Origin of the sequence: Burkholderia sp. EMB26 (assembly GCF_024730645.1) — a bacterium.
Lineage (GTDB): Bacteria > Pseudomonadota > Gammaproteobacteria > Burkholderiales > Burkholderiaceae > Burkholderia > Burkholderia cenocepacia.
Genome location: NZ_CP078070.1, coordinates 1,627,939 through 1,647,442, shown reverse-complemented (window position 1 = coordinate 1,647,442; position 19,504 = coordinate 1,627,939). Strand labels below are relative to the sequence as shown.

Below are 19,504 nucleotides of genomic sequence, written 5' to 3'. Positions count from 1 at the left end.
GCACAGCCCGAGCGGCATTACCCTAGCACAAAAAATAGAACGATCGTGCTAATCTACCTGCATGTTGTTGCGGCAAGCGTTTCGTTTCGCAGACAATACGCTCCCGAATAAAAGCATTCTAACGGTTAGAGGAACGCCAATGACCCCCGCAAGCCTCATCGAGCAATACGGCCCGCGCGAATCGATGGAATACGACGTCGTGATCGTCGGCGGCGGCCCCGCCGGGCTGTCGGCGGCGATCCGGCTCAAGCAGCTGGCCGCCGAGAAAGGCGCCGAGATCGGCGTGTGCGTGCTCGAGAAGGGTTCCGAGATCGGCGCGCATATCCTGTCGGGCGCGGTGATGGACCCGCGCGCGATCACCGAGCTGTTTCCCGACTGGAAGGAGCGCGGCGCGCCGCTCGACGTCGAGGTGACGGAAGACCGCTTCCTGTTCCTGTCCGAGAAGAGCGCGGTCACGACGCCGAACTGGGCGCTGCCCGACAACTTCAAGAATCACGGCAACTACGTGATCTCGCTGGGCAACGTCACGCGCTGGCTGGGCCAGCAGGCGGAAGCCTTGGGCGTCGAGATTTTCCCCGGCTTCCCCGCCGCGGAGATTCTCTACAACGACGACGGCTCGGTCAAAGGCGTCGCGACCGGCAACATGGGCGTGGGCAAGGACGGCGAGCCGACCGAGAACTTCCAGCTCGGCATGGAGCTGCACGCGAAGTACACGCTGTTCGCCGAAGGCTGCCGCGGCCATCTCGGCCGCCAGCTGATCTCGAAATTCAAGCTCGACGCGAACGCCGATCCGCAGGCGTACGGGATCGGCATCAAGGAACTGTGGGAAATCGATCCGGCCAAGCACAAGCCGGGCCTCGTGATCCACACGGCCGGCTGGCCGCTGAAGTCCGATACGTACGGCGGCTCGTTCCTGTATCACATGGACAACAACCAGGTCGTGGTCGGCTTCGTGGTGGGCCTGGGCTACACGAACCCGTACCTGTCGCCGTTCGAGGAATTCCAGCGCTACAAGACGCACCCGTCGATCCGCGCATTCCTCGAAGGCGGCAAGCGCGTGTCGTACGGCGCGCGCGCGATCACGGCCGGCGGCCTGCTGTCGCTGCCGAAGACGGTGTTCCCGGGCGGCGCGCTGATCGGCGACGATGCGGGTTTCCTGAACGCGTCGCGGATCAAGGGCAGCCACGCGGCGATCAAGACCGGCATGCTGGCGGCCGATGCGGCATTCGATGCGGTGCAGGCCGGCCGTCAGTCGGACGAGCTCAATGCGTATCCGGATGCGTTCAAGCAATCGTGGCTGTACACGGAGCTGTACCGCGCGCGCAACTTCAAGCAGTGGATGGCCAAGGGCCTGTACCTGGGCACGCTGATGGTCGGGCTCGAGCAGAAGGTGATGGGCGGCAACGTGCCATGGACGCTGCATCACCAGCATGCGGACCACGAGATGCTGAAGCCGGCGTCGCAGTGCGAGCCGATCGCGTATCCGAAGCCGGACGGCAAGCTGACGTTCGACCGGCTGTCGTCGGTGTTCATCTCGAACACGAACCACGAGGAGAACCAGCCGGCGCACCTGACGCTGAAGGATGCGAGCGTGCCGGTGAACGTGAACCTGCGCACGTACGCGGGGCCGGAGGCGCGCTTCTGCCCGGCGGCGGTGTACGAGTTCGTGAAGAACGACGACGGCGGCGAGCGCCTCGTGATCAACGCGCAGAACTGCGTGCACTGCAAGACCTGCGACATCAAGGACCCGACGCAGAACATCGTGTGGGTCACGCCGGAAGGCGGCGGCGGGCCGAATTACCCGAACATGTAACCCGCCGGAATGCGCCGCCACGAGCGGCGCATTTTTTTGGGACATGGCACACCGCCACAAACGAAACGGGGCGCTGCTTGAAGCAGCGCCCCGTTTTGCATGCTGGGCAGGCCACCAGGGGAGGCGCCTCCGCGCCTCCCCTGCTTTGTATCAGGTCGCGCTGCCGGCGATCTTCGGCGTCGGCGTCTCGACGTCGCCGCACTGCGCACGATGGCGCAACGCATGGTCGATCAGCACCAGCGCGAGCATCGATTCCGCGATCGGCGTCGCGCGAATGCCAACGCACGGATCGTGGCGACCGAAGGTTTCGACGGTCGCCTCTTCGCCGGACTTCGTGATCGAGCGGCGCGGCGTGCGGATGCTCGAGGTCGGCTTGATCGCGATCGACACGGTGATGTCCTGCCCCGTCGAAATCCCGCCGAGCACACCGCCCGCGTGGTTGCCGACGAAACCGGCCGGCGTCAGTTCGTCGCCGTGCACCGAGCCGCGCTGCGCGACGCTGTCGAAACCCGCGCCGATCTCGACGCCCTTCACCGCGTTGATGCTCATCATTGCCTTCGCGATATCGGCATCGAGCCGGTCGAACACCGGCTCGCCCCAGCCGACCGGCACGCCCGACGCGACGACGTCGATGCGCGCGCCGATCGAATCGCCCTCCTTGCGCAGCGCATCCATGTACGCTTCGAGCTCCGGCACGACCGCTGCATTCGGCGAGAAGAACGGGTTCTCGTGCACGTGCGACCAATCGACGAACGGCACGTCGATTTCGCCGAGGCCGCTCATGTAGCCGCGCACCTCGACCCCGAAGCGCTCGCGCAGCCACTTCTTCGCGACCGCGCCGGCGCCGACGATCGGCGCGGTCAGGCGCGCGGACGAGCGGCCGCCGCCGCGGTAGTCGCGGATGCCGTATTTCTGCCAGTAGGTGTAGTCCGCGTGGCCGGGACGGAACGTCTCGACGATGTTGCCGTAATCCTTGCTGCGCTGGTCGGTGTTGCGGATCAGCAGCGCGATCGGCGTGCCGGTCGTCACGCCCTCGAACACGCCCGACAGGATCTCGACCTCGTCGGCCTCCTGCCGCTGCGTCACGTGCCGCGACGTGCCCGGCTTGCGGCGGTCGAGCTCGACCTGGATGTCGGCTTCGGTCAGCCCCATCCCCGGCGGGCAGCCGTCGATCACGCAGCCGATCGCGGGACCGTGCGATTCGCCGAAGGTCGTGACAGTGAAAAGCGTGCCGAGGGTATTGCCGGACATGATGGAACCGCCCAAAGAGAAATGGGCAAACCGATGCGCTGCCGGGGCCGCAGGCAGGTCGATCGTTTGCCGGTCGAGAAAAAGAGGTAAACCGCTATTATGCCAGCCGTCCCGGGCCCGCGGGCCGCGTGAACCGTTCAGACCACACGGGCCGGCGCGGATAAGGGCAGAGGCAACGCGGTACGGCGATCGCAGGCCCTCGGTGTTACGCGCGGGAGCCGCCGAACCGCGGCCCCCATCCCGGCCCGGCGCGCGGATCGATCATTCCGCGCCGGGCTCGGCGCCCGCCTACTTCCGCGCGCCGCGCAGCTCGGTCACCGCCGCCTGCAGCGCCTCGGGCGTCGCCACCGACGCCGGGATCGGTTCGCCGACCGCGAGCGTCAGCCGGCTCATCACGCCGCGCTTGATGGGGCGCGGCATCCGCGCATCGGCATGGCGCGAAAAATAGCTGCCCCACAACCCGCGCAGCGCCATCGGGATCACCGGCGCCGGCGTGCGGCTCAGGATCTCGGTGATGCCGTGATGGAACGTGTTGATGTCGCCCGTCTTCGTCAGCTTGCCCTCGGGGAAGATGCACACGAGCTCGCCGTCCTTCAGCGCGGCCTCGCACAGGTCGTACGCCCGCGCGAGCATCGCGGGATCCTCGTGGCGCGGCGCGATCGGGATCGCCTTCGCATGCCGGAATACCCAGCTCGCGAAACGCGTCTTGAAGATCCGGTGATCCATCACGAAGCGAATCGGGCGCGGGCTCGCGGCGGCCAGCACGAGCGCATCGACGTAGCTGACGTGATTGCACACGAGCACCGCCGCCCCTTCCGCCGGAATCCGTTCCGCGTGCACGAGGCGGATCCGGTAGAACGTATGTACGAGCACCCACGCGACGAAGCGCAGCAGGAACTCGGGCACGAGCAGGTAGATATACGTCGCGACTACGACGTTCAATAGCGCAGTGACGAGGAACAGCCCCGGAATGTCGACCCCGGCCTTGGTCAACCCCATCGCCATCACGGCCGACAGGATCATGAACAGCGCGTTCAGGATGTTGTTCGCGGCGATGATCCGCGCGCGGTGCGTCGGCGCGCTGCGGCTCTGGATCAGCGCGTACAGCGGCACGCTGTAGAAACCGCCGAACATCGCGAGCAGGAACAGGTCGGCGAGGATGCGCCAGTGGCGCGCGCCGGCCAGGAATTCGCCGACCGACAGCAGATGGCCGGGTGACGGCAGCGCGTGGCTCGCGAAATACAGTTCGATCGCGAACACGCTGATGCCGATCGAGCCGAGGGGCACGAGGCCGATCTCGACGCGCCGCTGCGACAGCCGCTCGCACAGGAGCGAACCGAGGCCGATGCCGACCGAGAACGTCGCGAGCAGGATCGTGACGACGTCGGGGCTCGCGGACAGCACGTCCTTCGCGAAATTGAAGAACGACGTGAGGAACGTCGCGCCGACGAACCACAGCCACGAGATGCCGAGCAGGCTCAGGAACACCGTGCGGTTCTGGCGCGCGAGCCCGAGGTTGCGCCAGGTCTCGCTGATCGGGTTCCAGTTGATCACGAGGTCCGGCTGCGGCGCGGGCGTCGACGGCACGCGCTGCGCGACGAGCCGCCCCGCCAGCGCGATGGCGACGACGCTCACCGCGAGCACGCGCTCGCCGCTGCCTTCGATGCCGGCCGCCGCGCCGCCGATGATCGTGCCGATCAGGATCGCGATGAACGTGCCCATCTCGACGAGCCCGTTGCCGCCGACCAGCTCGTGCTCACCGAGATGCTGCGGCAGGTACGAATACTTGACGGGTCCGAACAGCGTCGAGTGCATCCCCATCATGAACGTGCACAGATACAGCAGCGTCGCGCTGTGCGTGACGAAGCCGGCCGCGCCGACCAGCATCAGCACGATCTCGAAGGTCTTCACGAAGCGCGTGAGGGTCGCCTTGTCGTATTTGTCGGCGATCTGGCCGGACGTCGCCGAGAACAGCACGAACGGCAGGATGAAGATCGCGGAAATCAGGAATGCGGCCGTCTTCGCATCGACGCCGGAGAACCGCGCGGTGTGATACGTGACGAGCGACGTGAACCCGATCTTGAAGACGTTGTCGTTCAGCGCGCCGAGGAACTGGGTCGTGAAGAACGGCGCGAAGCGGCGCTCGCGCAGCAGGTCGAACTGCGATGCGTGGGCGCGCCGTTCGTCGCGCCGCCCCGAAGTGGCTTGCGTGTGATCGCTCATGCGGAATGCGCGCGCGTCGTCTGGGCGATGCTGCGCGGGCCTCGTGTTGTCGTTGAAAAAACGGCGGCGCAGGACATGCCTGCGCCGCCGCGTGCCGGATGGCGGCGCCCATGCATCGACGTGCCGGGCGCGACGCGATTCACGGTTTGTGCGCTTCGGCTTCCGATTCCGGCCAGTCGCGGATGTACGCCTTCAGCATCCGGTTCTCGAAGCTCTGCGCCTCGACGACCGTCTTCGCGACGTCGTAGAACGAAATGACGCCCATCAGCACCTTCTTGTCGAGCACCGGCATGTAGCGTGCGTGACGCTCGAGCATCATCCGGCGCACTTCGTTGACGTCCGTTTCCGGCGTGCAGGTGAGCGGCTCGTCCATCACCTTGCGTACCTGCACATCGCCGATCGCGCCGCCGTTCACGTGCAGGCGCAGGATGATCTCGCGAAACGTCAGCATGCCGACGAGATCACCGTACTCCATCACGACGAGCGAACCGATGTCGTGTTCGGCCATCGTATCGACCGCTTCGCGCAGCGGCTTATCGGGCGTCACCGTAAACAGCGTGTTGCCCTTCACTTTCAGAATATCGCTGACGCGCATCGTAGTCCCCTCATGCTTGAATGCAAAATCTCTTTCGATCCTATCGGAAAGCCTGTCAAAAGGAAAGCACGGGCCGGCGCGGCGGCCCGCCGCCGCTTGCGGACGCCGGCCGCCGGCCGCACAATGGCCGCATGAACAGCGGCCCGAGGAGACGGCCATGGCGCATACGCATACGGAGCAATTCGCCAGCTTCGCTGATTTCTACCCGTATTACCTGAACGAGCACCAGAATCTCACGTCGCGGCGGCTGCACTTCATCGGCTCGCTCGGCGTGATCGGCTGCGTGGCGATGGCGGTCGCGACCGGCTACTGGCTGTGGCTGCCGGCCGCGGTCGTCTGCGGCTACGGGTTCGCGTGGGTCGGGCACTTCTTCTTCGAGAAGAACCGCCCGGCCACGTTCCGGCACCCGATCTACAGCCTGATGGGCGACTGGGTGATGTTCAAGGACATCTGCACCGGCAAGATCCCGCTGTAGCCGCCGGGCCTGCCTTCAGGCAGGCCGCGGCGGTCGCGCGTGCGGATCCGCCACGCCCGGCGCCGGACCGGCGCTGCCGGCCAGGTGCGCGCCCGCCAGCCGGTGCGCGGCGATCAGCGACGCGAGCGTCACGTCGAACCGGTCGTTCGACAGCACGTCGAGCAGCGCGGCCCCGTCGACGTGGCTGCGGCGTCGCTGGAGTTGGTAGGTCAGCTCGGTGCGATCGATCACCAGCACGTCGAACAACTGCGCGAGCGTCAACTGCTCCGGATTCGCGAGCAGGATGTAGCGCGGCGTACTCTCGCCGCCGGCATCGAGCCGCGCGACCCATTCGCGCTCCTCCATCGTCGTCAGCAGCCGCTGCGCGGTTTCCATGTCGCAGCGCAGCATCGTCGCGAGCCGCATCGCCGTGTAGCCGCGCTTGCCGGCCGCGCGCGCTTCGGCCAGCCGCGCGAGCAGCTCCAGCGCGTCGAGCAGGTCGCTGCCCGGATAGTGGATGCGGTGGAATTGCCCGACGCGAATCGCCGGCAGCGCCGACGCCACCATCGCGCCGAGCAGCGCGATGAACCAGCTCAAATACACCCACAGCAGGAACACCGGCAGCGCCGCGAACGCGCCGTACACGGCCGTATAGGTCGGAATGCGCCGCACGTAGTAGCCGAAGCCGCGCTTCGCGAGTTCGAACGCGATGGCCGCGAACAGCCCGCCGATCACCGCGTCGCGCCATGCGACCGCGCAGTTCGGCAGGTACACGTACAGCAGCGTGAACGCGAGCACCGTCAACGGCAGCGACGCGAGCGCGAGCAGCCACTCGACGATCGACGTGGACGGCCCCGCGCCGGTGAACGCGAGCGACTGCGTGAACAGGTACGACGAGATCGACAGGCTCACGCCGAACAGCAAGGGCCCGAGCGTGATCAGCGCCCAGTACGCGAGCACGCGCTGCGCGAACGGCCGCGGCTTGCGCACGCGCCAGATCAGGTTGAACGCCGATTCGATCGTCATCATCGTCATCACCGACGTGACGACGAGCACGATCAGGCCGGCCGTCGTCAGCCCCTTGGCCTTCGACGCGAACTGGTTCAGGTACTTGAAGATCTGGATGTTGAACTGCGCGGGCATCAGGTGATCCGCGAGGAACCCCTGCAGCGAGATCTGGAACGACGCGAACATCGGGAACGCGGTGAACAGTGCGAACGCGACCGTCACGAGCGGCACGATGGCCAGCATCGTCGTGAAGGTCAGGCTGCCCGCCACCTGCGGGATCCGGTCCTCGGCGCTGCGCCGGGCCGCGAACTGCGCGAGGCGCTTGATGGTGTCGAGATCGACGCTCAACTTCGGCAAACGGCTTCTCCTTCTTGATGCTGCGCGCGTCACGGCGCGCCGCCGCCGCGCTGCGCGACGGCTTCAGCCCCTATAATAGCCGCTCGATTCCAGCAGGGGCCGACTGCACCGGGCACGCGCGCGGCCGCACGCGGCTCCGTCGCCCATGAAAGACATCCTCGTCCTCTATTACAGCCGTCACGGCGCCACGCGCGATCTCGCGCTCGCGCTCGCGATCGCGAACGGCATCGACAGCGTGCCGGGCATGCAGGCCCGCATCCGCACCGTGCCGCCCGTGTCGGCCGTCTGCGAAGCCACCGCCCCCGACATCCCGGCCGACGGCCCGCCGTACGCGGAACTGCGCGACCTCGAGGAATGCGCGGGCCTCGCACTCGGTTCGCCGACCCGCTTCGGCAACATGGCCGCCGCGCTCAAGTATTTCCTCGACGGCACCACGCCGCAATGGCTGTCGGGCGCGCTGACCGGCAAGCCGGCGAGCGTGTTCACGTCCACCGGCAGCCTGCACGGCGGCCAGGAATCGACGCTGCTGTCGATGATGCTGCCGCTGCTGCATCACGGGATGATGATCGTCGGGATCCCGTACACCGAATCCGCCCTCAGCACGACGCGCACCGGCGGCACGCCGTACGGCGCATCGCACGTCGCGCAGCACGACCGCGCGGCGTCGGGCGGGCTGTCGGCGGACGAGAAGGCGCTCGCGGCCGCGCTCGGCGTACGGCTCGCGCGCGCCGCCGCGGCGCTCGCCAGCGCCCGGTCCGCCGAGGCGGCATGAACGCCCCCGCCCGCCCCGCCGTCGCGGCCCGGCCGCGCTACGCGCTGGCCGCCGCCGCATGTCTCGTCGCGCTGATCGCCCTGTCGCTCGCGTGGGAGCTGTGGCTCGCGCCGCTGCGCCCCGGCGGCTCCGCGCTGATGCTCAAGGCCGTGCCGCTCGCACTCGCGCTGCCCGGCGTCTGGCGGCGTAACATCTATACGATGCAATGGGCGAGCATGCTGGTCCTCGTCTATCTTGCCGAAGGCATCGTGCGCGGCATGTCCGATCGCGGGCTGTCCGCGACGCTCGGCTGGTGCGAGACCGCGCTCGCCGTCGGCTTCTTCGTGGCGGCGCTGGCTTACGTCGCGCCGTTCAAGCGCGCGGCGAAAAAACCGCGCGCCACGTCCTGACCCTTACGCGACAAGGTGATGATGTCCTCCGAAGCTTTCGTTTCCGCGTGCCGCGACGCGATCGGCGCCGACCACGTGCTGACCGATCCGCACGATACCGAACCGTTCCTGACCGACTGGCGCCGCCGCTACCAGGGCGCCGCATGCGCGGTGCTGAAGCCCGCGAACACGGCGGAAGTCGCCGCGCTCGTGAAGCTCGCCAACGCACACGGCGTCGCGCTCGTGCCGCAGGGCGGCAACACGGGCCTCGCGGGCGGCGCGACGCCCGATGCGAGCGGCAGCCAGGCCGTGCTGAGCGTCGCGCGCCTGAACCGCGTGCGTGCGCTCGATCCGCACAACAACACGATCACCGTCGAAGCCGGCGTGATCCTCGCCGACGTGCAGGCGCGCGCCCGCGAAGGCGGCCGGCTGTTCGCGCTGAGCCTCGCGGCGGAAGGCAGTTGCACGATCGGCGGCAACCTGTCGACCAACGCGGGCGGCACCGCGGTGCTGCGCTACGGCAACGCGCGCGAGCTGTGCCTCGGCCTCGAGGTCGTGACGCCGCAGGGCGAGATCTGGGACGGGCTGCGCGGACTGCGCAAGGACAACACCGGCTACGACCTGCGCGACCTGTTCATTGGCGCCGAAGGTACGCTCGGGATCATCACGGCAGCCGTGATGAAGCTGCATCCGCTGCCGGCCGCGCAGGTCACGGCGCTGGCCGCGCTCGAGTCGCCGCACGCGGCGCTCGATTTCCTCGCGCTCGCGCAGCGCGCGGCCGGGCCTTTGTTGACCGGCTTCGAGCTGATGTCGGATTTCTGCATGCAGCTGGTCGGCAAGCACTATCCGCAACTGCGCTACCCGTTCGCGCAGACGCACGCGCAAACGGTGCTGCTGGAGCTGTCCGACAACGAAAGCGAAGCGCATGCGCGCGCACTCTTCGAGAAGCTGATGGAAGAAGCGTTCGAGGCCGGGCTCGTGGTCGACGCGGTGGTCGCGGAGAATCTCGCGCAGTCGCGTGCGTTCTGGGACCTGCGCGAGCACATCCCGCTCGCGCAGGCCGACGAAGGGCTCAACATCAAGCACGACATCGCGGTGCCGATCTCGTCGATCGCACGCTTCATCGACGAGACCGACGCGGCGATCCAGCAAGCCGCGCCGGGCGCGCGCATGGTCACGTTCGGCCACCTCGGCGACGGCAACCTGCACTACAACGTGCAGATGCCCGAAGGCGGCGATGCGAAGGCGTTCCTCGCCGCGTTCCAGGCGCCGATCAACCGGATCGTCTACGACAACGTGCACCGCCACCACGGCACGATCAGCGCGGAGCACGGCATCGGCCAGTTGAAGATCGACGACGCGCAACGCTACAAGTCGCCGGTCGAAACGACGCTGATGCGCACGCTGAAGACCGCGCTCGACCCGCGCGGCCTGATGAATCCCGGCAAGGTCCTGCGCTGAAGCCGCCCACTCCGGAGCCAAGCCCGTGAAAATCCGCGTCCTGTCCGACCTGCACCTCGAAAGCAACCTGCCCGACGCGATCCCGCACGCCGATGCGGATCTCGTCGTGCTGGCCGGCGACATCCACAATCACGCGGAAGGCCTGCGCTGGGCCGCCGAGACGTTCGACCCGGCGGTGCCGGTGATCTACGTGCCGGGCAACCACGAGTACTACGACGGGGAATTCGGCGCGCTGGAGACGGCGATGCGCGACGCGGCGCATACGCTCGACAACGTGCATTACCTGAACAACGGCGTCTACGTCGATCCCGCCCAGCGCTTTCGCGTGCTGGGCACGACGCTCTGGAGCGATTTTTCGCTGTTCGGCCGGGACGAAGCCGACATGGCCGCCGCGATCGACGCCGCGCTGCGCGTGATGCTCGATTTCAAGGGATTGATCCAGGTGACCTGGCCGCACGATGCGGCGCTGCATGCGGCAGCGGGCGAGCCGGAACGGGATTTCGCACCGGCCGACGCGATCGCGCTGCACCGGCACGGCCGTGCATGGCTGGAAACGCAGCTGGCGGCGCCGTTCGCGGGCAAGACGATCGTCGTCACCCATCATGCGCCGCACCGGCGCTCGCTGGCGGAACGCTATGCGGACGATCTGGCTTCGGCGGGATTCGTGACGGACATGGCGGAACTGGTACGGCCGCCGGTGGATCTGTGGCTGCACGGCCACACGCATACGTCATTCGACTACGTTGCGGACGGCGGCACGCGCGTGGTGTGCAATCCGCGCGGCTACATTCATCGCCGCACCGGCGAACGGGAAAACCCCGCGTTCGCGTGGGACAAGGTCGTCGAGCTCGGCTGAGCGCCGGCCCGGGCGGCCGCGTGGCGCGGCCGTGCCCGTCCGAAACGTGACGGCGGGATCAGCGGCCGGGGCGGCGCGGCTCGCGCACGCGGACCGGCACCGGCTTCATCTGCGCCTTCGCCTTCATCGCACGCAGCAGGTCGCGGGTCGCCGCCGCGGCGGCAGCCGCGCCCAGCAGGACGCCAAGGCCGATCATCAGGTGCGTATCCATCGCTACTCCGGTGTGGTGTATCTCGTTAATTCCAACAGTATCAAACTGTCTGACACACGTTCGTAAAAAAATGTTGCGTGAAGGACAAATCTCGTCAGATTGCGGTCGACCGCGCTGTCATGTCGCACGCGTGTACTGCTCGAGCGCGGCTTCGTCCGCTTCGAGCGTGAGCGGCAGCTCTTCGCGCAGGAAATCGACCCAGGTGCGGATTTTCGCGTCGAGGTACTGGCGCGACGGATACAGCGCGTAGATGTTCATCACGTGCGACCGGTACTCGGGCATCACGCGCACGATGTGCCCGCTACGCAGCCAGCCGATCGCCGAATAGAGCGGCAGCCCGCCGACGCCCATCCCCTCCCGCACGGCCACCGCGAGCGCCTCGGCGACGTTCACGCGAAACGGCGGCGCCGTGATCGGCACAACCTCGTCGCCGTTCGGCCCCGCCAGCGCCCATTCGTCGAAGTGAAAGCCCGGCGCGACCATCCCCAGGCACACGTGCTGTGCGAGATCGGCCGGCCGCTGCGGCACGCCGTGCGACTCGACGTAGCCCGGCGATGCGCAGACGACGCTGTAGCTCTCGCCGAGCCGCTGCGACACGAGCCCCGAATCGGGCAGGTCGCGGCCGACGACGATCGCGACGTCGTACCCCTCGTCGAGCAGGTCGGGCATCCGCTGCGCGAGCGTCAGCTCGACGTGCACGTCCGGATAGCGCTCGCGGTAGCGCGCGATGGCCGGCACCAGATAGTGCTGGCCGAGGCTCGTGAAGCAATGGACCTTCAGCTTGCCGGACGGGCGCGCGTGCGCGTCGCCCGCCTCGGCTTCGGCCTGGTCGACGTAAGCGAGGATCTGTTCGCAGCGCTGCAGATAGCGCTCGCCGGCCTCGGTCAGCGCGATCCGGCGCGTCGTGCGGTTCAGGAGACGCGTGCGCAGGTGGGCCTCGAGATCCGAGACCGCGCGCGACGCGTAGGCGGTGGTCGAATTCATCTGCTGGGCGGCCGCGGTAAAGCTGCCCGCGTCGACCACGCGGACGAATACCCGCATGTTTTGTAACGTATCCATCCCATTACCCGTGTGAATCCGGAGGGATTGTTGCACAGGGTCCAACAAATATTATCTCAGGATTCGTAAAAATGACTTGCACCGTTGTCCATTTATTCAGGAATCACTGAAAAATATAATCGCCTCCGACTCATCTATATCCGAAAGGGAGAAAATCGTGCAGTCTCCGGCGACAAAAGGGACGCTCGCACTGGCGGTTCTTGCAGTCTCATTAATAATGGCCGGTTGCGCGAGCATGGGCGACAACAAACCCCAGTCCACTCGCATCGAAGCGAACGCACTCGACGCCGGCGCGGCCATCCGCGCCGCCGACCGCGACGCGGGCTGGCCCGCCGCCGACTGGTGGCGCGCGTACCGCGATCCGCAGCTCGATGCGTGGATTGCCGCCGCCCAGGCCGGCAACCCGACCCTCGCGGCCGCCGAGGCCCGCGTGCGCGAAGCGCAGGCAATGGCGCGCGTCGCCCGTTCGGCCGAACTGCCGCAGATCAACGGCAACCTGTCGCTGATGCGCCAGCACTGGCCGGACAACGTGTACTACGGCCCGGGCCCGCTCGCAAACGCCGACACCTGGAACAATACCGGCTCGCTCGGCCTGTCGTACCACCTCGATCTGTGGGGCAAGGACAAGAACGCGACCGAGCGGGCGCTCGACACCGCGCATGCGACCGCCGCCGACGCACGGGCGGCGAAGCTCGAACTCGAAGTCAACGTCGTGCGCGCGTATGTCGGCATGTCGATGAACTACGCGCTGCTGGATCTCGCGCACGAGACGTTCGAACGCCAGCGCTCGCTCGCGGATCTCGCGCGCAAGCGGCTGCAGGCCGGCCTCGGCACGCAGCTCGACGTGAGCCAGGCGGAATCGACGCTGCCCGACTACGAGCGCCAGATCGACAGCTATGAAGAAGCGATCCAGCTCGCGCGCCATCAGCTCGCCGCACTGGCCGGCAAGGGCCCGGGCGCCGGCGACGCGATCAAGCGGCCGCAGCTTGCGCTCGACGCGCCGGCCGGCCTGCCGTCGGCGATGCCGGCCGACCTGCTCGGCCGCCGCCCCGACGTCGTCGCGGCGCGCTGGACGGTCGACGCGCAGGCACGCGGCATCGACGTCGCGAAGGCGTCGTTCTATCCGAACATCGACCTGCTCGCGACGGTCGGCGGCTTTGGCGTGACCGCGCCGTTCACCGACTTCCTGCGCGCGATGAACGGCGGCTGGACGGCCGGCCCCGCGCTGTCGCTGCCCATCTTCGAAGGCGGCCGGCTGCGTGCGCAGTTGGGCGCCGCGAATGCCGGCTACGACCAGGCGGTCGAGCGCTACAACCAGACGATCGTCGGCGCGCTCAAGGACATCGCCGACCAGGTCGTGCGGATCCGCTCGCTCGATACGCAGAAGAAGGACGCCGCGCGCTCGGTGGCGGCCAACAATCGCAGCTATCAACTGTCGCGCGAAGGCTTCCGCCGCGGGCTGACCGATTACGTGAACGTGCTGGTCGCGCAACAGCAACTGCTGCGCGCGCAGGAGACGGCCGCCCGCATCGATGCGGAACGCCTCGCCGCGCATGCACAGTTGATGGCGGCGCTCGGGGGTGGGGTCGAGACGGGCAGCGACGTGCCGAAGGACGAAGCCGCCGCCGCGGTTGCCGTGCCGGGCACGAAGTCCGCGGCAGCGGTCGCCCGGCCCGCGGAAGTCGCCACCACCGGCGCGTCCGGCGTGCCGGCCGCACGGTAACGCGGAGCGTCGCCATGTCTGCCTCCTCCCCCGCTTCCACGCCCGCCGGCGGTCCGTTCGCGGCCTGGTATGCCGCGTTCGGCGACTGGGCCCGCACCGACGGCGCCGCGTGGCTCTACCTGTTCAAGGCGCTGCTCGCCGCGTTCATCGCGACCGGCGTGTCGATGCGGCTCGACCTGCCCGCGCCGAAAACGGCGATGACGACCGTGTTCATCGTGATGCAGCCGCAAAGCGGCGCGGTGCTCGCAAAAAGCTTCTACCGCGTCGCCGGCACGATCTTCGGGCTGATCGCGACGCTCACGTTCGTCGGGCTGTTCCCGCAGCAGCCGCAGCTGTTCCTGCTGGCGGTCGCGCTGTGGGTCGCCCTGTGCACGGCCGGCGCCGCGCGCAACCGCAACTTCCGCAGCTACGGCTTCCTGCTGGCCGGCTACACGACCGCGCTGATCGGGCTGCCCGCGTCGCAGCACCCGGACGGCGCGTTCATGAGCGCGATGACGCGCGTGGCCGAAATCATGGTCGGGATCGTGTCGGCCGGCGTGGTCAGCGCGCTCGTGTTTCCGCAGACCACCGGCGAGCAGATGCGCACGACGGTGCGCAAGCGCTTCGGCAGCTTCGTCGACTACGTCGCGGCGGCGCTGTCGGGCCAGCTCGACCGCGCGCATATCGAAACCATCCATACGCGTTTCGTCGCCGACGTGGTCGGGTTCGAGGCCGCGCGCAGCATGGCCGTGTTCGAGGATCCGGACACGCGGATGCGCAGCGGCCGCCTTGCGCGGCTGAACAGCGAGTTCATGAGCGCGTCGAGCCGGTTTCATGCGCTGCACCAGTTGATGAACCGGCTGCATGCGGCCGGCGCGCAGGCCGCGATCGACGCGATCGAACCGTACTTTCGCGAGATCGCGCCGCTGCTGCTGACCCCTGCCGGCGAACCGGTGCGCACGTCGGCCGACGCGGGCCATGCGGCCGCGCAACTACTCGCGTGGCGCGACGCGCTGCCGCGCCGCATCCGCGCGACCCGCGCCGCGCTCGAAACGCAGCCGGACTTTCCGCTGCTCGACTTCGACACCGCCGCCGAACTGCTGTACCGCTTCATCACCGACCTGCACGAGTACGCGGCCACCTACGCGTCGCTGTCGAGCGCGACGCACGAACGCGAACGCTGGATCGAGCGCTACGAGCCGCGCACCAACGCGACGGCGATGGTGATCGCGGCGATCCGCACGGCAACCGTGATCCTCGTGCTCGGCTGGTTCTGGATCGAGACCGCGTGGCCGAGCGGCGTGACGCTCACGCTGACCGCGGCGGCCACCTGCGCGCTCGCGTCGTCGACGCCGCGCCCGACCGCGATGTCCGCGCAGATGGGCATGGGCACGGCGCTCGCCGTCTGCACCGGCTTCCTGCTGACGTTCGGGATCTATCCGCACATCGACGGCTTTCCGCTGCTGTGCGTCGCGCTCGCGCCGCTGCTCGCGATCGGCATCTTCATGACGCTGAAGCCGAAGCTCGCCGGCTACGGGATGGGCTACCTGATCTTCTTCAGCTTCCTCGCCGGCCCGGACAACATCACGCACTACGATCCGACCGGCTTCATGAACGATTCGCTCGCGCTCGTGCTGTCGATGCTCGCGTCGGCGATCGCGTTCGCGGTGCTGTTCCCGCCGACCGCGCCGTGGCTCAAGAAGCGGCTGTTCGCGGACCTGCGCCACCAGGCCGTCGCGGCCGGCCACGCGCGGCTCGCGGGCCTGCGCACGCGCTTCGAAAGCGGCGCGCGCGACCTGATGTACCAGGCGCACACGCTGTCGGCCGACCAGCCCGACGTGCAGCGCGACGCGCTGCGCTGGATGTTCGCAGTGCTCGAAACCGGCAACGCGACGATCGACCTGCGTCACGAGCTCGCGATGCTGCCGTCCGACCCGCGCTATGCGCCCGCGATGCCGTGGCGGCGCGCGATCGAGACGATGCGCAGCGCACTGTCGGCGCTGTTCACCCGGCCGAGCGCCGCGCGTTTCGACGCGACGCTCGCCGCGACCAATGCGGCGATCGACGCGACCCGGCAAACGCTGGATGCGTTCGAGCCGTCGCGCGAAGAGCGCCACCGGCTGCAGCGCATCCTGAGCCACCTGCATTTCGTGCGGACCGCGCTGCTCGACCCGGAATCGCCGCTCGAGCCGCTCAACCGCAACCGCCCCGTGCGTCCCCAACCAGGAGCCTCGTCATGATGCCGCGTGAAATCGCCATTCTCGATGCCTACATGCCCACGGTGGTGCTGATGTTCGTCCTCGGCGCGATCGCGACCTGGGCTGTCGACCGCCTGCTCGCCTATACGGGCCTCTACCGTCTCGTCTGGCACCCGTCGCTGTTCCGGGCCTGCCTTCTCGTCTGCATTTGCGGCGGACTGAGTCTTGCCGTTTACCGTTGATTCCGAACCATCATGATTCTCAGAAAACTCTTCGGCTTCGTCGCGACCGCCGTCATCCTTCTCGTCGCGATCCTGATCGGGCGCTCGCTGTGGGTGCACTACATGGACGATCCGTGGACGCGCGACGGGCGCGTGCGCGCCGAGATCGTCAACGTCGCGCCGGACGTGTCGGGCGCGATCGTCGAGCTGCCCGTGCATGACAACCAGCTCGTGAAGAAGGGCGACCTGATCATGCAGATCGATCCGTCGCATTACCAGATCGCGGTCGAGCAGGCGCAGGCGGCGGTGGCCGCCCGTCGCGCGGAACTGCAGATGCGCCGCGACGACGCGGCCCGCCGCGCGGACCTCGATGCGCTCGTCGTGTCGAAGGAAAACCGCGAGAATGCGGCGCACAGCGCGTCGAGCGCCGACGCGCAGTATCAGCAGGCCATCGCCGCGCTCGACGCCGCGAAGCTGAACCTCGCACGCACGCGCGTCGTCGCGCCGGTCGACGGCTACATCACGAACCTGCAGACCTTCAAGGGCAACTACGCGGTGGCCGGCCAGGCGAAGCTCGCGATCGTCGACAGCCACTCGTTCTGGGTCTACGGCTACTTCGAGGAAACCAAGCTGCCGCGCGTGAAGATCGGCGCACCGGCCGAAATGCGGCTGATGAGCGGCGGCGTGATGAAGGGCCACGTCGAGAGCATCTCGCGCGGCATCTACGATCGCGACAATCCGCAAAGCCGCGACCTCGTCGCGGACGTGAACCCGACCTTCAACTGGGTGCGCCTCGCGCAGCGCGTGCCGGTGCGCATCAAGATCGACGAAGTGCCGGCCGACGTGGTGCTGTCGGCGGGCACGACCTGCACGGTCATCATCGACCCCGACAAGCAGAAGAAGTCGTAAGCGCCGGCGCGCGCCGCGCGCTCAGGCGGCGATGCGGAAGCGCCCGACCAGCGCCTTCAATGCCTGCGCCTGCTCGTCGAGCGCGTTCGCGGCGGCCGCCGCCTGTTCGACGAGCGCCGCGTTCTGCTGGGTGCCGGCATCCATCTGCGTGACCGCGCGGCCGATCTCGTCGATCCCCGCGCTCTGCTCGTCCGACGCTGCCGAAATCTCGCCGATGATGTCGGTCACGCGCTTCACCGCGCGTACCACGTCGCCCATCGTACGGCCCGCGTCGTGCGCGAGCGCCGCGCCGTTCGCCACGCGCTCGACCGACGCGCCGATCAGTTCCCGAATCTCCTTGGCCGCGGTCGCCGAGCGCTGCGCGAGCAATCGCACCTCGCCGGCGACCACCGAGAAGCCGCGCCCCTGCTCGCCGGCACGCGCGGCCTCGACCGCCGCGTTCAACGCGAGAATGTTGGTCTGGAACGCGATCCCCTCGATCGTGCCGATGATGTCGCGAATGTTCTTCGCGCTGTCGTCGATCTCGCTCATCGTCGCGACCACGCGCCCGACGACTTCCCCGCCCGTCTCCGCGACCGCCGACGCATTGGCCGCGAGCGTGCTCGCCTGCCGCGCGTTCTCGGCGTTCTGCCGCACGGTCGACGTGAGCTGCTCCATGCTGGCCGCGGTGCGTTCGAGCGCGACGGCCTGCTGCTCGGTGCGCCGCGACAGGTCGAGGTTGCCGGTCGAGATCTCGCCGGACGCGGCCGCGATGGCCTCGGCGCTCACCGCGATCTCGCCCACGGTTGCCGCGAGCCCCGTCTGCATCTCGGCCAGCGCGCGCACCATGCTGTCGCGGTCGTGGCGACCGAGCGTGATCGGCCGCGTCAGGTCGCCGCGCGCGATGTCCGCGGCAATCTCCTTCGCGAGCGCGGGCTCGCCGCCGAGCTGCGACGCGAGGCGTCGCACGACGCGCTCGGCGATCGCGACGGCCAGCACGATCAGCGCGGCCGTCATCGCCGCGATCATCGCGAACGACGACGAAAAAATGGTCGCGGACGCATCGAGCGTCGCCTTCGACTTCTCGCCGCGCGTCTTCACGAGTTCGGCGACGAGTTTTTCGAGCTTGCCGGTTTCGACCAGCAGCGACACGTCCTGCGTGCCGACCTGCCAGTTCATCTGCGACAGGTCGAGCGGCTGCGCGCGCACCAGCGTGACGAAATCGCGCAGATGCGTGCTCCACGTGCCGACCGCCGTCGAGAAGGCGTGCAGCCGCGCCGAATCGCCGGCATCGGCCGGATCGGCATAGCGCTGCAGCGTGCCGAGCGCCTGGCCGATCGACGCAAGCCCCGCGCTCACGTCGGCGCCGAGTTCGTCGCGCTCCTTCGCGGTGGTCGCGGTCAGCAGCATCTTCTGCGCGCGGCTCGCCCGCAGCACTTCGGCGCGGACTTCCTCGGCCGCCCGGCTCGCGACGTGCCCCTGCTCGTAGACCGACGCGATCGACGCGTTCAGCCGGCTGATCTGCCACAGCGAAAACACGCCGATCGCGAGCGTGCCGGCCAGCAGGATCGCGAATGCGGCGCGCAACGTCGCCTTGACGGTCCACGGCCGACGCGTGCGACGCGCCGCGCGCGCACGCCGGGCGGCGCGACCGGCGGCAACGTCGGGTGCGGCGGCGGCCGCACCCGGCTGTGGATGCAAAGATGCTGCTTTCATCGATCTATCCCCGTATTGATCACGCTGCCGGAAAGGTCGGTCCGGCGTTCCCGCGACGGCTGGCCATGCCGCGCGTCCTGCGCCCTGTCCGGCGGGTAGCCGGCGCCGGGCGCGGCGCGCCTGTTGTCATTGGGTCGTTCTACGGCCGCCACCGCCGTTTCTTGAGTCCGGTAAACCACCACCCGGCCCCGGCGCGGCCGCCGCCGAAGCGGCCGACGCGCCGCCAGCGTTATACCTGTCCAAAAAAGCCCGCACCGGCCGATCCGTCACACGAATGTCCGATTCGCGATAAAACTTGGCCTGACATTCTCGATACGCCACATTACACTTCTTTGACGCATCAACGAATCG

Annotated in this window: 17 protein-coding genes; 10 read left to right on the top strand and 7 right to left on the bottom strand. The window is 68.2% G+C overall.

Annotation, left to right across the window (positions count from 1 at the left end; all coding sequences use genetic code 11):
- Positions 1–139 precede the first annotated feature (139 nt).
- Positions 140–1,813 carry an electron transfer flavoprotein-ubiquinone oxidoreductase gene (locus KU887_RS07770; RefSeq protein WP_077209904.1) on the top strand — a complete coding sequence of 558 codons (1,674 nt, stop codon included), beginning with the start codon at positions 140–142 and terminating at the stop codon, positions 1,811–1,813.
- 150 nt (positions 1,814–1,963) lie between these two features.
- On the opposite strand, the gene aroC is transcribed toward KU887_RS07770, so the two are convergent.
- The 3 genes from aroC to KU887_RS07755 form a co-directional block, all read right to left on the bottom strand.
- On the bottom strand, positions 1,964–3,064 hold the full coding sequence (aroC, locus tag KU887_RS07765) for a chorismate synthase (protein WP_006488506.1): 1,101 nt from the start codon (positions 3,062–3,064) through the stop codon (positions 1,964–1,966).
- 288 nt (positions 3,065–3,352) lie between these two features.
- A complete protein-coding gene (locus tag KU887_RS07760) occupies positions 3,353–5,287 on the bottom strand; it encodes an MFS transporter (RefSeq protein ID WP_006488514.1) in 1,935 nt (644 codons plus the stop codon).
- A 139-nt stretch (positions 5,288–5,426) separates the two neighbouring features.
- Positions 5,427–5,882: a CBS domain-containing protein gene (locus KU887_RS07755; RefSeq protein ID WP_006488504.1), complete on the bottom strand. Its 456-nt coding sequence runs from the start codon at positions 5,880–5,882 to the stop codon at positions 5,427–5,429.
- A 157-nt stretch (positions 5,883–6,039) separates the two neighbouring features.
- On the opposite strand from KU887_RS07755, the gene KU887_RS07750 reads away from it, so the two are divergent.
- Positions 6,040–6,357, top strand: coding sequence for an Mpo1-like protein (locus tag KU887_RS07750; RefSeq protein ID WP_006488510.1), 318 nt, complete (start codon positions 6,040–6,042; stop codon positions 6,355–6,357).
- Positions 6,358–6,372: 15 nt separating this feature from the next.
- On the opposite strand, the gene KU887_RS07745 is transcribed toward KU887_RS07750, so the two are convergent.
- Entirely contained in the window at positions 6,373–7,701 is a 1,329-nt protein-coding gene (locus KU887_RS07745) for a YihY family inner membrane protein (RefSeq protein WP_006497739.1), read from the bottom strand.
- A gap of 145 nt (positions 7,702–7,846) precedes the next feature.
- Between KU887_RS07745 and wrbA the strand changes: the two genes are divergently transcribed.
- Genes wrbA through KU887_RS07725 form a run of 4 tightly spaced genes read left to right on the top strand, consistent with a single transcriptional unit; the run spans position 7,847 to position 11,158 of the window.
- A complete protein-coding gene (wrbA, locus tag KU887_RS07740; RefSeq protein ID WP_258255414.1) occupies positions 7,847–8,473 on the top strand; it encodes an NAD(P)H:quinone oxidoreductase in 627 nt (208 codons plus the stop codon).
- Positions 8,470–8,862 carry a DUF2069 domain-containing protein gene (locus KU887_RS07735; protein ID WP_006497741.1) on the top strand — a complete coding sequence of 131 codons (393 nt, stop codon included), beginning with the start codon at positions 8,470–8,472 and terminating at the stop codon, positions 8,860–8,862. The genes wrbA and KU887_RS07735 overlap by 4 nt, the downstream gene beginning before the upstream one ends.
- An 18-nt stretch (positions 8,863–8,880) precedes the next feature.
- The gene (locus tag KU887_RS07730; RefSeq protein ID WP_258255413.1) at positions 8,881–10,302 is read left to right on the top strand and encodes an FAD-binding oxidoreductase; all 1,422 of its coding nucleotides are present in this window, start codon (positions 8,881–8,883) and stop codon (positions 10,300–10,302) included.
- Between the two features lie 25 nt (positions 10,303–10,327).
- A complete protein-coding gene (locus KU887_RS07725; RefSeq protein ID WP_006485635.1) occupies positions 10,328–11,158 on the top strand; it encodes a metallophosphoesterase in 831 nt (276 codons plus the stop codon).
- A gap of 58 nt (positions 11,159–11,216) precedes the next feature.
- Here the strand turns inward: KU887_RS07725 and KU887_RS07720 are convergent, their stop codons facing one another.
- Together KU887_RS07720 and KU887_RS07715 are read right to left on the bottom strand one after the other, a co-directional pair.
- Positions 11,217–11,369, bottom strand: coding sequence for a hypothetical protein (locus tag KU887_RS07720; protein ID WP_006476208.1), 153 nt, complete (start codon positions 11,367–11,369; stop codon positions 11,217–11,219).
- A 117-nt stretch (positions 11,370–11,486) separates the two neighbouring features.
- On the bottom strand, positions 11,487–12,428 hold the full coding sequence (locus KU887_RS07715; RefSeq protein ID WP_006485634.1) for a LysR family transcriptional regulator: 942 nt from the start codon (positions 12,426–12,428) through the stop codon (positions 11,487–11,489).
- A 157-nt stretch (positions 12,429–12,585) separates the two neighbouring features.
- On the opposite strand from KU887_RS07715, the gene KU887_RS07710 reads away from it, so the two are divergent.
- The 4 genes from KU887_RS07710 to KU887_RS07695 are packed head-to-tail and all read left to right on the top strand — an operon-like array spanning position 12,586 to position 17,458.
- Positions 12,586–14,151 carry an efflux transporter outer membrane subunit gene (locus KU887_RS07710; RefSeq protein ID WP_012492547.1) on the top strand — a complete coding sequence of 522 codons (1,566 nt, stop codon included), beginning with the start codon at positions 12,586–12,588 and terminating at the stop codon, positions 14,149–14,151.
- 14 nt (positions 14,152–14,165) lie between these two features.
- Positions 14,166–16,370 carry an FUSC family protein gene (locus KU887_RS07705; protein WP_006490436.1) on the top strand — a complete coding sequence of 735 codons (2,205 nt, stop codon included), beginning with the start codon at positions 14,166–14,168 and terminating at the stop codon, positions 16,368–16,370.
- On the top strand, positions 16,367–16,570 hold the full coding sequence (locus KU887_RS07700) for a DUF1656 domain-containing protein (protein WP_006476212.1): 204 nt from the start codon (positions 16,367–16,369) through the stop codon (positions 16,568–16,570). Before KU887_RS07705 ends, KU887_RS07700 begins: the two co-directional genes overlap by 4 nt.
- Positions 16,571–16,582: 12 nt before the next feature.
- Positions 16,583–17,458, top strand: coding sequence for an HlyD family secretion protein (locus KU887_RS07695; RefSeq protein ID WP_006490438.1), 876 nt, complete (start codon positions 16,583–16,585; stop codon positions 17,456–17,458).
- Between the two features lie 21 nt (positions 17,459–17,479).
- On the opposite strand, the gene KU887_RS07690 is transcribed toward KU887_RS07695, so the two are convergent.
- Positions 17,480–19,153 carry a methyl-accepting chemotaxis protein gene (locus KU887_RS07690; RefSeq protein WP_006497747.1) on the bottom strand — a complete coding sequence of 558 codons (1,674 nt, stop codon included), beginning with the start codon at positions 19,151–19,153 and terminating at the stop codon, positions 17,480–17,482.
- Positions 19,154–19,504: the final 351 nt, after the last annotated feature.